Consider the following 12,992-nt stretch of genomic DNA (forward strand, 5'->3'; position numbering starts at 1 on the left):
CGCGCAGGATGTCAGACGCAGCTCTGGATCGCCTGCGCGTACAGCTGAGCGCGCGCCCGGTAGCCCGCCGACGTGGCGTGCACGCCGTCGGAGCCGACCAGGTCGCGGTTGGCGGCGACGGTGGCCGCCCACGGCACCACGACCACGCGGCCCGGGAGCTCCTGGGCCAGGCGCTCGAGCAGCTGGTTGGCGCGGGCGTAGGACGTGTCGCTCTGCGGCGGGCGGACGATCGTGGCCCACACCGCGCATCCGGCGGCCGCGGACTCGCGCACGGCGGCCTCCAGCGCGGTGGTGCTGCTCGGCGAGTCGTTGGTGAACAGGCTGAACGCGTTCACCGCCGCGGTGCCGCGCTCGGCCCGCCAGCGTTCCATGCCCTCGGCCAGCGGGCGGCTGGTGCGCGAGTCGGAGGTGACCGACCAGCCGGGCAGCAGACCCGACAGGTAGGGCTGGATGCCCACGCCGAGCGAGTCGCCGATCAGCAGCACCGACGAGGACAGGCCCGCGCCGGGGGTCGTCGTGGGCACCGGGGTGGGGGTCGCGTCCGGCAGCTCGGGCAGGACCGGCGTCGTCGCGGTGGGCGCCGGCGCCACGGCGCCGCCACCGCGCGCGGACTGCTCCTTGCGGGCGGCCTGCTGGCGCGCCTTGCGGGCCTTGCGCTCCTTGGCCCGCTCGGCCTTGGTGGTGGGCACCTTCAGCTTGACCAGCGTGATCGACGACTCGGCCGCGAGCTGGGCGAAGATCCGGGCGTAGGGCTTGGCGGTCGTGGCCTGCGCGCGCACGGTGACCGCCCAGCGCCCGTCCTGGGAGACCTCCGCGCTGAGCTCGCAGTCGGGCTCGTCGCAGCCGCTGGACACGCGCACGAACGCGCCGGGCTGGGCGTGGCCGCGCACCGGCACCTCGGCGACCAGGGTGCCGGCGTCCTTGGTGGCGAGCACGTCGCCGCCTTCGGGTGAGTCGAGCGTCAGGCCGATCGCCGGCAGCGGATCGGGGGCCTGTGTGGCGGTCTGCGCGGGGCTCGCGCCGCACGCTGACAGCAAGAGTCCGACGCCGAAGATCGCCAGTACGGCGCGGCCGGGCATCCGACCATCATGGCAAGGGTCGCGGCGCGGCGGCACGGGCGAACAGCACCTCGGCGCGCAGACCACCGAGCTCGCGCGCCTCCAGCGCGACGGTCGCGCGATGGGCCCGCGCGACCCGGTCGACGACCGACAGGCCGAGCCCGTAGCCCCCGGCGTCGCGTGCTCCGGTCCGCCGGAACGGCTGCAGGAGCTCGTCGACGTCGGCGCCCAGCGGCGGGCCGTCGTTGAGGACGATCAGCGCGACCGCGTCGCCGCGGGAGTCCACCGACACCTCCAGCAGGCCGCCCTCGCGGTTGTGCCGCGTGGCGTTCTCGACGAGGTTGCCGACCAGCTGACGCAGCAGCACGGCGTCCCCGCTGACCAGCGCCGGCACGGTGTCGGTGCGGACCGTCAGGTTGCGCGCGGCGGCGGCGGGTGCGGCCTCGTCCAGCGCGTCGTCGACCAGCGCGGCCAGGTCGATCGGGTCGTGCCGGTCCAGCCCGCGATCGCTCATGGCCAGGGCGAGCAGCCGGTTGACCAGCGCCTCGCTGCGGGCCAGCGCCTTGCGTTGGGTGGCCACCATCGCGCGCACCTGCGCCGGATCGTCGTAGCCGCCCTCCTCGCCGGTCACGTCCAGCGACGTGCGCATCACGGCCAGCGGCGTGCGCAGCTCGTGCGACGCGTGGGCGATGAACTGGCGCTGGGTGTCCCAGGCGTCCTGGAGCGGGCGGATCGCCCGGCCGGCCAGCAGCCAGCCGAGGCCCAGCGCGGCGATCGTGCTCAGGCCCAGCGCGATGGCGAACCACAGCAGCACCTGGTCGACGTTCTGTTCGTTGTCGCGCCGCAGCCGGGTCAGGATCTGGTCGGCCTCCGGCGGCGTGATCAGGGGCTGGGCCATCGGGCCCGCGGCGCCCGACTGCATGCGCGACACGAAGACGGCATCGCTGGGCCCGCTGAACTGCTCGCTCACCACGAAGAAGCTCACGCCCAGCAGGAGCGCGCCGAAGACGACGAAGAGCGACGCGTAGAGCAGCGTCAGGCGCAGGCGGATCGCCGGTGGCGAGCTGCCCGACCAGGCCCACTGCCTCATGGGGCCATCCGGTAGCCCGCGCCGACGACCGTCTCGATCGGGTCGGGCCGTCCGAGCTTGCGTCGCAGCCGCATGACCGTCACGCGCACCGTGTTGGTGAACGGGTCGGCGTGCTCGTCCCACACTCGCCGCAGCAGCTCCTCGCCGGAGATGACCGCGCCGTCGGCGCTCATCAGCACGCGCAGCACGCCGAACTCCTTGTTGTTGAGCTCGATCGGGTGGCCGGCCCGCACCGCGCGCAGGCACGCCTCGTCGAGCTCGAGGTCGCCGTGGCGCAGCACCGGCGGACGCAGCGGACCGCTGCGCCGGCCCAGCGCGGCGACGCGCGCGGCCAGCTCGGCGAAGGCGAACGGCTTGGGCAGGTAGTCGTCGGCGCCCAGCTCGAGGCCCTCGACGCGGTCGCGGATCGTGCCCGACGCGGTCAGCATGAGGATCTTCGCCGGGTTGCCGTGCTCCCGCAGCGTCCGGCACAGCTCGTCGCCGTGGACGTGCGGGAGGTCGCGATCGAGCACGACGATCTCGTAGTCGGTGACCAGCGCCTTGCGCAGCCCGTCCGCGCCGTCGAGCGACACGTCCACGGCCAGCCCACGACGGCGCAGCCCGCGCGCCACCAGCTCGGCCAGATCCGGCTCGTCCTCGACGATCAGCACGCGCATCGCGCGGCGCATCCTGACGAGAGCCGCATAACGCGCGCGTCACATCCGCCGTTGTCCGCTCCGACCCGCTATCCGGGCTCGATCGGACAACGACCGGGCCCGCGCGGCCCCTCACTCCGGCGGTTGTCCGCTCCGACCCGCTATCCGGGCTCGATCGGACAACGACCGGGCGAGGGAGGCGGCAACGGTCTCCGGGGCGTGGTCCACCTGGGTGTCGTTGAAACGGAGCACGGTGTAACCGGCGGCGCTCAGGCGCGCGTCGCGCGCGTAGTCGCGCTCGCGGGCGGCCCATGTGCCGTGAAACGCGGACGTGTCGGCCTCAGCAACCAGGCGATGGCCCGGCCACAGCAGATCGACCTCGAGTCCCTCGAGCGGTTGGTTGAGCAGCGGCGTCGGCAGCCCGTACCGCGCACACAGCTCGACGAGGCGGTCCTCGAAGTCGGAGCGGCTGAGCGGCTGACCCGGTCGATGCGCGGCGGCGATCGCGGCGAACGCTCGCGTGCCGCGTCGGTGCGGGTGGGTGGCGATCAGCCGATCGACCTCGGCACGGTCGAGCAGCCCGAGCTCGGCGGCCTGGCCGTAGGCGCGCCGAACCTTGCGCAACGGCAGAACGAAGGTCAGGTCGAGCAGCGTGCGCTCGACCGTCGTCACCGGGATGACCCCGTGGAGTGTCACGTCGGCGTCCGGATCCAGCGAGCGGTAACGGTGCACCCGCACGCCCGGCGGATGCACCCGCCCACCCGTGGCGGGGCGGGTCACGTGGATCAAGCGTGGGTGGTAGCCACGCACCTCCCACAGCACCGCAGCGCTCCCGTGGCTGAGGGCGGCTCCAGCGCCGCAGGCCCAGGTCGCGGCGAGCCAGCGCCCGTGCTGGTCCAGCGCACCGTGCCCCACCGCGTAGACGCCGCGGTGGACATCGATCAGCCGGCCGTTGGCCAGCCAGCGTCCGATCTTCGTCGTCGAGAATCCGAGCGCGAGCAGTTGCGCCCTCGTCACGACCCCGTGTTGTTGTCCGGCGAGCGCGGCGACGCGCCGGCCGTTGTCTTGTTTGTCCCGCATACCGGGTCTTAGGCGGCAACGGCCGGAGTCTCGCCCCCGTAACAGCGGTGTTGCAGCGAGCGTCGGTGACACCGGGGTGTTATCGGGCCCGGCCTACGGTCGCCGGTCATGGACACCAAGACCTTTCAGACCGCTGGTGCCGGTGCGGTCGCCACCCTGCTGGTCACGCTGTGCGCCTGCGGCTCGAGCGGCGGCTCGGGTCCGGGGACCGCCACGACCGCCTCGGCGGCGGACAAGCAGGAGGCGGCATTGAAGTGGGCCGCGTGCATGCGCGAGCACGGCGTCGACATGCCCGATCCCGAGGTCGACGCCAAGGGCCGGATGCGCGTGCGGATGAACGGCGGCAACGGCGTCGATCCGGAGGTGGCCCAGAAGGCGTGCAGCGGCCTGATGGACAAGATCGGCCCGGCGAGCCTGACGCCCGAAGAGCGCCAGGCGGCCGAGCAGGCGATGCTCGAGTTCGCGCAGTGCATGCGCGACCACGGTCAGGACATCCCAGACCCCGTGCCCGGCCAGGGCATCCGGATCCGGCGCCCGCGCAACGACCCCAGCTTCGACGCGGCCCAGAAGGCCTGCCAGGACAAGCTGCCCCAGCCGGGCGGGGATGACGAGCAATGAGGCCGGCGTTGCTGATCGCCGCCGGCGGGGCGCTCGCGCTGGCCGGCTGTGGCGGGGGCGAGCCGGCCGCGACCACCGGGGTGGCGACCACCCAGACCGCCACCGTGCAGCGCACCACGCTGATCTCCCGCGAGAGCGTTCCGGGAACGCTGGGCTACGCGGGCAGCCGCGCGGTGCTCGACCGCCTGGCCGCCGCGGCCCCGGGAACCGTCACCGCGACCGCACCCGAAGGCGCGCGGCGCAGGCGCGGCGAAGCGCTCTACCGCCTCGACGGCCAGGCGGTGCGCCTGCTCTACGGCGACACGCCCGCCTACCGGGCGCTCTCCTGGGGCACCGAGGGCGCGGACGTCGCCCAGTTGGAGCGCAACCTCGACGCGCTCGGCTACGACCCGGGCAGCGTCGACGACACGTTCGACGGCGACACCTACGACGCCGTCGTCGCCTGGCAGAAGCACGTCGGCTGGACGCAGACCGGGCGCGTCGAGCTGGGCCAGGTCGTGTTCCTGCCCGGGCCGCGGCGCATCGGCGACGTGACCGCCCAGCGCGGCGACCTGGTCAGCGCCGGCACCCAGGTGATGACGACGACGACCCCGCGCCGCTCGGTCACCGTCGACCTCGACGCGCAGTACCAGGACCTCGTCCACGCCGGCGACGACGTCGTGGTCACGCTGCCGGCGGGCGACGACGTCAAGGGGCACGTCAGCTCCGTCGGCGCGGTGGCCGAGTCCGCCGCCGCCAGCGAGGACCCGGCCGACGACCCGGCCGCCGACACGAGCGCCACGGTCAAGCTGCGCATCGCGCTGGACCACGACCGGGCGGCCGGGCGGCTCGACGGCGCGCCCGTGTCCGTCGGCCTGGCCGCCGAGGTCAGCCCGGACGCGCTCGCGGTTGCGGTCACCGCGCTGCTGGCCAAGCCGGGCGGCGGGTTCGCCGTCGACCTCGTCGACGGAACGACCACGCGGCGGGTCGCCGTCGAGGTCGGGCAGTTCGCCGACGGCCTGGTGGCCATCACCGGCGGCCCGCTGCACGAGGGCGACCAGGTGGTGGTTCCCGATGGCGTCTGAGCCCGTGCTCGAGCTGGAGGCGGTCGGCAAGGTCTATCCCGGCCCGGTGCAGGTGCTCAGCGACGTCTCGCTGACCGTGGACGCCGGCGAGCTGGTGGCGATCGTCGGGCCGTCGGGCTCGGGGAAGTCGACGCTGCTGCACATCATGGGCACGCTCGATCGGGCCACCACCGGAACCGTGCGCGTGGCCGGCCGCGACGTGACGGCGATGAGCGACCCGCAGCTGGCCGCCTTGCGCGCGCGCCACATCGGCTTCGTCTTCCAGCAGTTCTTCCTGCTCGACGGGCTGACCGCGCTGGACAACGTCGCCCAAGGGCTGCTGTACGCCGGCGTGCCGCACCGCGAGCGGCGCACGCACGCCGCGCGGGCGCTGGAGCGCGTCGGCCTGGACCACCGCCTCCATCACCGCCCCAACGAGCTGTCCGGCGGCGAGCGACAGCGCGTGGCCATCGCCCGCGCGCTGCTGGCCCGCCCGGCGATCGTCTTCGCCGACGAGCCGACCGGCAACCTCGACAGCGCCTCGGGCGCGCGCGTGCTGGAGCTGCTGCGCGACCTGCACGACGACGGCACGACGATCGCCGTCATCACCCACGACCGCGACCTCGCCGCACAGCTGCCCCGGCGCATCGAGCTGCTCGACGGGCGGGTGGTCGCGTGCGTCTGACCCCGAGCCGCCTGCTGGCCGCCGACGTGGTGCGCGTCGGCGCCGTCGGCCTGCTCTCGCGTCGCCTGCGCGCCGCGCTGTCGGCGCTGGGCATCGCGATCGGCATCGCCTCGATGGTGGCCGTGCTGGGGATCAGCGAGTCGTCCAAGGCCGACCTCCTGGCCCAGCTGGATCGCCTGGGCACCAACCTGCTGACCGTCGGCCCGGGCCAGTCGATGTTCGGCGAGGACGCCACGCTGCCCGACACCGCGCGCGCCTCGCTCAGCCGCGTCGACGGGGTGGCCGGCTCGGCCTCGATCGAGCTGCTGTCGGGCATCACCGTGCGCCGCACGTCGCTCATCCCCGACGAGCAGACCAGCGGCGTCGGCGTGTACGCGGCGACGGCGAACCTGCAGACGCTGATGGGGGCGACGCTGGCCGCGGGCCGCTTCCTGGACGCGGCCGTGTCGCGCTTGCCCACCGTCGTGCTCGGCGCCACCGCGGCCCGGCGCCTGGGCATCACCCAGCCGGGCGTGAACGTGACGATCGACGGGCAGCCGTGGACGGTGATCGGGATCCTGGACCCCGTCACGCTTGACGAGTCGCTGGACACCGCGGCGCTGGTCGGCACCGACATGGCCGAACGCGAGCTGGACGCGGACGGCTCGCCGACGAAGATCTACCTGCGCACCGACGACGACCGCGACATCGCGGCGGTCCGCGCGGTCGCGGGCGCCACCGCCAACCCGGAGAACCCCGAGGAGGTCGACGTGGCGCGGCCTTCGGATGCGATCGAGGCGCGGGCGGCGGCGCGCACCGCCTTCACCTCGCTGTTCCTCGGTCTGGGCGCGGTCGCGCTGCTGGTCGGCGGCGTGGGCATCGCCAACGTGATGGTCATCTCGGTGCTCGAGCGCCGCTCGGAGATCGGCCTGCGCCGGGCCATCGGCGCGACCCGCCGCCACGTGGCCGAGCAGTTCCTGTGCGAGTCGCTGATCCTGGCCACGCTGGGCGGCGTGGCCGGTGCGCTGCTGGGCGCCGGCGTGACGATCGCCTACGCCGTCAGCCGGGACTGGGCGGTCGTGGTGCCGGCCTACGCGCTGGCCGGCGGGGTGGCCAGCGCGCTGATCATCGGCGCCGTCGCCGGCCTGTATCCGGCCACGCGGGCGGCGCGGCTGGCGCCGACGGAGGCGTTGCGCGGCGCCTGACCCGGTATACCCCGCAGTGTGACCCAACCCGCACGGCCCATCGATCCCGGCGTGACGATCGGTCACGTCCACCTGCGCACCTCGGACATCGAGAACCCGCGCCGCTTCTACGTCGACCTGCTCGGCTTCCACGTCGTCGAGGAGCTGCGCGACGTGCCGGGGTGGGGCACGACCGGCGACGTGCTGTTCCTGGCCGCCGGCGGCTACCACCATCACCTCGGGTTCAACACGTGGAAGTCGGGCGGTGGGCCGCCGCAGCCCGACGGCGTCGCCGGCCTGCATCACGTCGCGATCAACTACCCGACACGGGCCGGCCTGGCCGACGCGCTGCGCCGCCTGCAGGCCGCCGACTGGCCGCTGCGCCAGCTGTCCGATCACGGCACCCACGAGGCGATCTACGTCACCGATCCCGACGGCAACGACGTCGAGCTGGCCTGGGATCGCCCGGTGGACCTGTGGCCCCGCGACGAGAACGGGCGCGTGACGATGGGCTTCGGCGATCTCGACGTGGAGGGCCTGCTGGCCGAGGTCGAGGAAGAGGGCGGCGCGCACTGAGCCGCGGGCCGTACCTTGCAGGTACGGCTCTGTACTCGTAGGGTACGCATGGTCCCATGGCGTCCCTGGTCGGAGAGCACCCGGAGGTCGAGCCCCTGCTGGAGGCGCGTGACGGCGCCCAGCGCGCGCGGCTGCTGGAGGCGATGACGCAGGTCGTCGGCGAGAAGGGCTACGCCGCCGCCACAGTGGCCGACGCCGTCCGCGCCGCCCGCGTCTCGCGCGGGACCTTCTACGCGCTGTTCGCCTCCAAGGAGGCGTGTTTCCTGGACGCCTACCGCCACGGCGTCGACGTGCTCGACGAGCGCATCGACGCCGCCGTGCGCGCGACCGACGGCGACTGGCGGGCCAAGCTGCGCGCCGGCATGCGCGCCTACCTGGCCGAGCTGGACGCCGAGCCGCGCTTCGCCCGCGCGCACCTGTTCGAGATCCACGTCGCCGGACCGGCGGCCGGGGTCGCGCGCGACGTGACCATCCGGCGCTTCGCCCAGCGCTACCGCGCGTCGTTCGCCGCCGCCGGCGACCGCGCGCCGCTGCCCAGCGACGACGCCCTCTTCGTCCTCTCGGCCGGGGTCGACCAGCTCGTCTGCGCGCACATGCGCCAGGGCGGGTCGGCCTCCGAGCTCGAGGACACCCTCGTCGACACCGCCACCACCCTGGGGAGACCATGGACCTGACCTTCGACGACGCCGAGACCGCGTTCCGCGACGAGCTGCGGACGTGGCTGGAGGCGCACGCGCCCGGCGACGAGCCGACCACCGAGGACGCGCACTGGCACTGGCGGCGCGAGTGGCAGCGCACGATGGCCGCCGACCGCTGGGCCGGCGTGCACTGGCCGCCGGAGTACGGCGGGCGCGGCGCCACGCTGACCCAGTCGGCGATCTTCTTCGAGGAGCTGGGCCGCAGCGGCGCCCCGCTGCCCGCCGACGTGCTCGGCCTCCTGCTGGCCGGCCCGACGCTGATGGTGTGGGGCAGCGACGCCCAGAAGGAGCGCCTGCTCCCGACGATCCTCGACGGCAGCGAGCCGTGGTGCCAGGGCTTCTCCGAGCCCGACGCCGGCTCCGACCTGGCCGCGCTGAAGACGCGCGCGGTCGAGGACCCCGAGACGGGCGAGTGGGTCGTCACCGGTCAGAAGGTGTGGACCAGCGGCGCGCAGTGGGCCAAGTGGTGCATGCTCGTCGCACGCACCGACGCCGACGCGCCGCGCAAGCACCAGGGCCTGACCTACTTCGTGCTCGACATGGAGCAGCCCGGCGTCGAGGTCGTGCCGCTGCGGCAGATCACCGGCGAGTCCGAGTTCAACGAGCTCTTCCTCCAGGAGGCGCGCGTGCCCGCCGAGAACGTTGTCGGCGGCGTCGGCAACGGCTGGAAGGTGGCGATGACGACGCTCATGAACGAGCGCTCGGGGCTGGCCTTCTTCCTGCAGGTGCGCATGCGCCAGCAGCTGGACAAGCTGATCAGCGCGGCCGCTGCGCGCGGCCTGCTCGACGATCCGTCGATCGCCGAGCGCCTGGGCGAGATGCACGTCCGCACCGAGGTGCTGCGCCTGACCGCCTATCGCGGCCTGACCGCGATCGAGAAGCACGGCCAGCCCGGCCCCGAGGGGTCGCTGACCAAGTGGATGTGGTCGGACACCAACCAGCAGCTCACGCAGCTGGCCGTCGACGTGCTGGGCGACGAGGCCCTGGCCACCGACTCGCCGTGGGCCTTCGAGCTGCTGCGCGCGCGCGGCAACTCGATCGAGGGCGGCACGACCGAGATCCTCAAGAACATCGTCGCCGAGCGCGTGCTCGGCCTCCCCCGGATGCGCTGAGCAGGAGCCACGAGACCATGAACTTCGACTTCTCCGAGGACCAGTACGAGATCAAGCGCACCGCGCGCGACCTGCTGGCGTCCCGATCGGCGTTCTCCGCCGTGCGCACCGCGGCCGAGAGCGGCACCCCTGATCCGGCGCTGTGGGCCGAGCTGTCCGAGCTGGGCTGGCCCGGCATCGCCATCGCCGAGGCGCACGGCGGCCAGGGCCTGGGTCTGGTCGAGCTGTCGGTGCTGCTGGAGGAACTGGGCTACGCCGTCGCGGTCACGCCCCTGTTCGGCAGCGTGCTGGCCGCGCTGGCCATCGAGCATGGCGGCGACGACGCCCAGCGCGAGCGCTGGCTGCCCGGCCTGGCCGACGGCAGCATGCGCGGCGCCCTCGGCCCCGCGGCGGGCATCGTGCCCGACGCGCCCGGCGCCGACGTGCTCGTGCTCGTCGAGGGCGACAGCGCACGCGTCGTCGCCGCGGCCGATGCGCGCATCGAGCCCGTGGCCACGATCGACCCGACGCGCGCCTACGGCCGCGTGGAGACGAGCGCTGCCGAGGCGCTGGGTGGCGACGTCGCCGCCGGCATCGACCGCGCGGCCGTCGCCGTCTCGGCCGAGCTGGTGGGCATCAGCCAGCGCGCGCTGGACATGACCCTGGCCTACGTCAAGGAGCGCAAGCAGTTCGACATCCCCGTCGGCGCGTTCCAGGCCGTCAGCCACCGCTGCGCGCAGATGCTGCTGGGCGTCGAGTCGGCCCGCAGCGCGACGTACTTCGCCGCCTGGGCGGCCGATGCCGATCCGGACCGCCTGGCCGAAGGCGCCTCGCTGGCCAAGGCCGCGGCGTCGGAGGCGGGGCGCGACGTGACCGCGTCGGCGATCCAGGCCCACGGCGGAATCGGGTTCACCTGGGAGGCTGACGTACACTGGCTGTACAAGCGCGCGCAGCTCGACGCGGCGCTGCTCGGGGGAGCCGGGACGCACCGCGCCCGTGTCGCCCGACTGGTGTCACGGAGACTTCACACGATCGACGCATGATCAGCCCGGCGGTCGGGCAAAGTTGCCGCGCGACACTCTTTCGGGGTCCTTGAGGGAGGCTTGAGGATCGGCCGCTGTCCTGTAGGAGCACACATGACCGACCGTCCTGACATCGAGCACACGCAGGTTCTGAGCTCTCGCGAGCTGGAGCGGGCCGCCTTCGCGGTGGCCACGCCCGCGCCCGGGCGCTACCTCGCGGTGCAGACCGGCACCGACCTCGTGGCCCTGCCCCTGCATCCCGGTGCGATCACCCGCATCGGGCGGGGGCTGAGCGCCGACGTCCACATCGACGACGCATCCGTCTCGCGCCGCCACGCGCGCGTCGTCGAGCGCTCCGGCCGCGCCTGGCTGCTGGATGACCGCTCGATGAACGGCACGTGGGTCAACGGCGAGCGCGTGGACGCCGCGATCCTCTCCAACGGCGACGAGATCGTGCTCGGCCGCGTGGTGCTGCGCTTCGTCGAGGTTGCCGTCGAGCAGGCGCCGGCCGCCGACGGCCAAGCCGCCGGGTAGCGCCTCCCGCGGCTCGGGCCGCTCCTTGAACATCCGCGTTTCTTGTGCCACGATTTCGGTGCAGGAAACAGCAACGTTCCCAAGCAGGGGGAGAGAATGCGGAAGTTCGTAGCGCTCGGGGGAGCGCTGGTGGTCGCGTGCGTCGTCGCCGCCGTCGCGTACGCCCAAGGGGCCAACAACGTCTACAGCGTGCAGGGTGACGTCTCGCCGGCCAAGGGCGCCAGCAAGGCCAAGCCGCTGCCGATCGAGCTGAAGTTCAGCTTCCAGGTGAAGTCGTCGACCGGCGGGCGGCCCGCGCCGATCAAGACCTACTCGATCGGGTTCTACGGGGGCACGTCCAACGGGGGTCCGTTCCCCAAGTGCACCGCCGCGCAGATCAACGCCGCCCAGAGCGACTCGGGGTGCCCGAAGGGCTCCAAGGTGGGCAGCGGCAAGGTCATCAACGTGGCCGGCTCGGCCAGCGACCCGACCGACACGTCGATCCCGTGCAACCTGGATCTGACGATCTACAACGCGGGCGTCAACCGCGCCGCGCTGTACCTCGACGGTGCGCCGCCCGACTGCGTGATCGGCATCCACCAGGCGCTGGACGGCAAGTTCGTCAGCGCGTTCGGGGGCAAGGGGCAGGCGCTGCAGTTCGACGTGCCCGCCAACCTGCTGCACCCGATCTCCGGGCTCGACAACGCCCAGAGCGACATCACGTCGACGATCGACAAGGTCACCACGAAGGTCAAGGGCAAGACGCAGGGGTACTTCCAGATCACCCAGGCCTGCCCGAGCAGCCGCAAGGTCCCGGTCGAGGTCACCTTCACGACCGAGGACGGCAACACCCAGAAGGCCAGCGACGACGTCACCTGTCGTCCCTGAGCCGACCGTCAGCTGACGAGCAGCGCGCCCGGTCCGCCGTCCGGGCGCGCTGGTCTCAGCACCGGCGCGCTAGGCGCCGGGCGCGGACTCGTAGCCCGCGATGACCAGCGAGGTGGCGATCTCGTCGCCGCCGGACTTCCCGTCGGCCAGGCGCTTCGCGCTCTGGGCCTGCAGCTCGCCGGCCCGCTCGACCAGCTGGTTGAGCTGCTCGGTCAGCTCGCCCCACGCCTGCGCGTCGAGCGCCAGGTGGGTGACCGTCGCGTGACGGTCCTCGTGGCTGTCGAACGTGCCTGCCTTGAACGCCTTGGCGATGTCGCCGATGGCCTCCTCGACGACCACGCCGGACAGCTCGCCGCGGATCGACGCCGGGAGCTTCTTGAAGGCGCTCTCGTCCAGGCGGGCGCGGGTCAGCGCGCGGTAGTAGTGCTCGATCGCGCCGCGCCGCTGCGCGGTGTCGACGAGCTCGATGCAGCCGAGCTCGAGCAGCGCCTTGACGTGGTAGCTGACGTTGCCCAGGGGCTCGCCGAGCTCGCGCGACAGCTCGTTCGGGCTGGCCACGCCCTCGTTGAGTCGGTTGAGGACGCGGGCGCGCAGCGGGTGCGCCAGCGCCTTGGCCATCCGCGTCTCCAGGTCCTGTTCGGAGCGCGGGATGCGGACGGTCGTGGTCGGGGTGGAGGGGGTCACAGCGGAGAAGTCTCCCTTGGATGACGGAGGAAAGGCACGATGACCATACCGATCCCCTCGGAAACGCTCAATCGGTCAACGATGGCCACCCGAAATCGGTTAATGGTGCAAAGAATGCCCAGCAAACGGGCGAAAACGGGCCATTCGA

Annotated in this window: 15 protein-coding genes; 10 read left to right on the forward strand and 5 right to left on the reverse strand. The window is 73.1% G+C overall.

Features of this window, described 5'->3' with window-relative positions; all coding sequences use genetic code 11:
• Nucleotides 1–11 precede the first annotated feature (11 nt).
• The 4 genes from ACZ5UI_RS00830 to ACZ5UI_RS00845 all read right to left on the reverse strand — a co-directional run bounded on the left by ACZ5UI_RS00830 (nucleotide 12) and on the right by ACZ5UI_RS00845 (nucleotide 3,863).
• Complete coding sequence (locus tag ACZ5UI_RS00830) at nucleotides 12–1,037, reverse strand: SGNH/GDSL hydrolase family protein (RefSeq protein WP_464193199.1); 1,026 nt, start codon at nucleotides 1,035–1,037, stop codon at nucleotides 12–14.
• A 49-nt stretch (nucleotides 1,038–1,086) separates the two neighbouring features.
• Nucleotides 1,087–2,148, reverse strand: coding sequence for a sensor histidine kinase (locus tag ACZ5UI_RS00835; RefSeq protein WP_464193201.1), 1,062 nt, complete (start codon nucleotides 2,146–2,148; stop codon nucleotides 1,087–1,089).
• Nucleotides 2,145–2,804 (reverse strand): response regulator transcription factor, encoded by a 660-nt coding sequence (locus ACZ5UI_RS00840; protein ID WP_464193204.1) that lies wholly within the window; start codon nucleotides 2,802–2,804, stop codon nucleotides 2,145–2,147. The genes ACZ5UI_RS00835 and ACZ5UI_RS00840 overlap by 4 nt, the downstream gene beginning before the upstream one ends.
• A 111-nt stretch (nucleotides 2,805–2,915) precedes the next feature.
• Nucleotides 2,916–3,863, reverse strand: coding sequence for a type IV toxin-antitoxin system AbiEi family antitoxin domain-containing protein (locus ACZ5UI_RS00845; RefSeq protein WP_464193206.1), 948 nt, complete (start codon nucleotides 3,861–3,863; stop codon nucleotides 2,916–2,918).
• A gap of 108 nt (nucleotides 3,864–3,971) precedes the next feature.
• On the opposite strand from ACZ5UI_RS00845, the gene ACZ5UI_RS00850 reads away from it, so the two are divergent.
• From ACZ5UI_RS00850 to ACZ5UI_RS00895, 10 genes are all read left to right on the forward strand, one after another.
• A complete protein-coding gene (locus tag ACZ5UI_RS00850) occupies nucleotides 3,972–4,481 on the forward strand; it encodes a hypothetical protein (RefSeq protein ID WP_464193209.1) in 510 nt (169 codons plus the stop codon).
• On the forward strand, nucleotides 4,478–5,545 hold the full coding sequence (locus tag ACZ5UI_RS00855) for a peptidoglycan-binding protein (RefSeq protein ID WP_464193212.1): 1,068 nt from the start codon (nucleotides 4,478–4,480) through the stop codon (nucleotides 5,543–5,545). The genes ACZ5UI_RS00850 and ACZ5UI_RS00855 overlap by 4 nt, the downstream gene beginning before the upstream one ends.
• Complete coding sequence (locus ACZ5UI_RS00860) at nucleotides 5,535–6,209, forward strand: ABC transporter ATP-binding protein (RefSeq protein ID WP_464193214.1); 675 nt, start codon at nucleotides 5,535–5,537, stop codon at nucleotides 6,207–6,209. Before ACZ5UI_RS00855 ends, ACZ5UI_RS00860 begins: the two co-directional genes overlap by 11 nt.
• The gene (locus ACZ5UI_RS00865; protein ID WP_464193217.1) at nucleotides 6,200–7,393 is read left to right on the forward strand and encodes an ABC transporter permease; all 1,194 of its coding nucleotides are present in this window, start codon (nucleotides 6,200–6,202) and stop codon (nucleotides 7,391–7,393) included. The genes ACZ5UI_RS00860 and ACZ5UI_RS00865 overlap by 10 nt, the downstream gene beginning before the upstream one ends.
• A gap of 18 nt (nucleotides 7,394–7,411) precedes the next feature.
• Complete coding sequence (locus tag ACZ5UI_RS00870; protein WP_464193219.1) at nucleotides 7,412–7,948, forward strand: VOC family protein; 537 nt, start codon at nucleotides 7,412–7,414, stop codon at nucleotides 7,946–7,948.
• Nucleotides 7,949–8,004: 56 nt separating this feature from the next.
• Nucleotides 8,005–8,622: a TetR/AcrR family transcriptional regulator gene (locus ACZ5UI_RS00875; RefSeq protein ID WP_464193222.1), complete on the forward strand. Its 618-nt coding sequence runs from the start codon at nucleotides 8,005–8,007 to the stop codon at nucleotides 8,620–8,622.
• Nucleotides 8,613–9,758, forward strand: a complete 1,146-nt coding sequence (locus ACZ5UI_RS00880; protein ID WP_464193224.1) for an acyl-CoA dehydrogenase family protein — start codon at nucleotides 8,613–8,615, stop codon at nucleotides 9,756–9,758. The genes ACZ5UI_RS00875 and ACZ5UI_RS00880 overlap by 10 nt, the downstream gene beginning before the upstream one ends.
• Nucleotides 9,759–9,775: 17 nt before the next feature.
• Nucleotides 9,776–10,780, forward strand: coding sequence for an acyl-CoA dehydrogenase family protein (locus tag ACZ5UI_RS00885; RefSeq protein ID WP_464193227.1), 1,005 nt, complete (start codon nucleotides 9,776–9,778; stop codon nucleotides 10,778–10,780).
• A gap of 93 nt (nucleotides 10,781–10,873) precedes the next feature.
• A complete protein-coding gene (locus tag ACZ5UI_RS00890) occupies nucleotides 10,874–11,293 on the forward strand; it encodes an FHA domain-containing protein (protein WP_464193229.1) in 420 nt (139 codons plus the stop codon).
• A 96-nt stretch (nucleotides 11,294–11,389) separates the two neighbouring features.
• On the forward strand, nucleotides 11,390–12,160 hold the full coding sequence (locus tag ACZ5UI_RS00895; RefSeq protein ID WP_464193231.1) for a hypothetical protein: 771 nt from the start codon (nucleotides 11,390–11,392) through the stop codon (nucleotides 12,158–12,160).
• Between the two features lie 69 nt (nucleotides 12,161–12,229).
• On the opposite strand, the gene ACZ5UI_RS00900 is transcribed toward ACZ5UI_RS00895, so the two are convergent.
• The gene (locus tag ACZ5UI_RS00900) at nucleotides 12,230–12,844 is read right to left on the reverse strand and encodes a helix-turn-helix domain-containing protein (protein WP_464193233.1); all 615 of its coding nucleotides are present in this window, start codon (nucleotides 12,842–12,844) and stop codon (nucleotides 12,230–12,232) included.
• Between the last annotated feature and the right edge of the window lie 148 nt (nucleotides 12,845–12,992).

Source organism: Conexibacter sp. JCM 18997, from assembly GCF_055391915.1.

Coding starts and splice junctions, on each gene's coding strand:
- ACZ5UI_RS00835 (WP_464193201.1), bottom strand. CDS start 2,148: ATGAGGCAGTGGGCCTGGTCGGGCAGCTCGCCACCGGCGATCCGCCTG.
- ACZ5UI_RS00855 (WP_464193212.1), top strand. CDS start 4,478: ATGAGGCCGGCGTTGCTGATCGCCGCCGGCGGGGCGCTCGCGCTGGCC.
- ACZ5UI_RS00880 (WP_464193224.1), top strand. CDS start 8,613: ATGGACCTGACCTTCGACGACGCCGAGACCGCGTTCCGCGACGAGCTG.
- ACZ5UI_RS00890 (WP_464193229.1), top strand. CDS start 10,874: ATGACCGACCGTCCTGACATCGAGCACACGCAGGTTCTGAGCTCTCGC.
- ACZ5UI_RS00885 (WP_464193227.1), top strand. CDS start 9,776: ATGAACTTCGACTTCTCCGAGGACCAGTACGAGATCAAGCGCACCGCG.
- ACZ5UI_RS00850 (WP_464193209.1), top strand. CDS start 3,972: ATGGACACCAAGACCTTTCAGACCGCTGGTGCCGGTGCGGTCGCCACC.
- ACZ5UI_RS00845 (WP_464193206.1), bottom strand. CDS start 3,863: ATGCGGGACAAACAAGACAACGGCCGGCGCGTCGCCGCGCTCGCCGGA.
- ACZ5UI_RS00840 (WP_464193204.1), bottom strand. CDS start 2,804: ATGCGCGTGCTGATCGTCGAGGACGAGCCGGATCTGGCCGAGCTGGTG.
- ACZ5UI_RS00895 (WP_464193231.1), top strand. CDS start 11,390: ATGCGGAAGTTCGTAGCGCTCGGGGGAGCGCTGGTGGTCGCGTGCGTC.
- ACZ5UI_RS00860 (WP_464193214.1), top strand. CDS start 5,535: ATGGCGTCTGAGCCCGTGCTCGAGCTGGAGGCGGTCGGCAAGGTCTAT.
- ACZ5UI_RS00875 (WP_464193222.1), top strand. CDS start 8,005: ATGGCGTCCCTGGTCGGAGAGCACCCGGAGGTCGAGCCCCTGCTGGAG.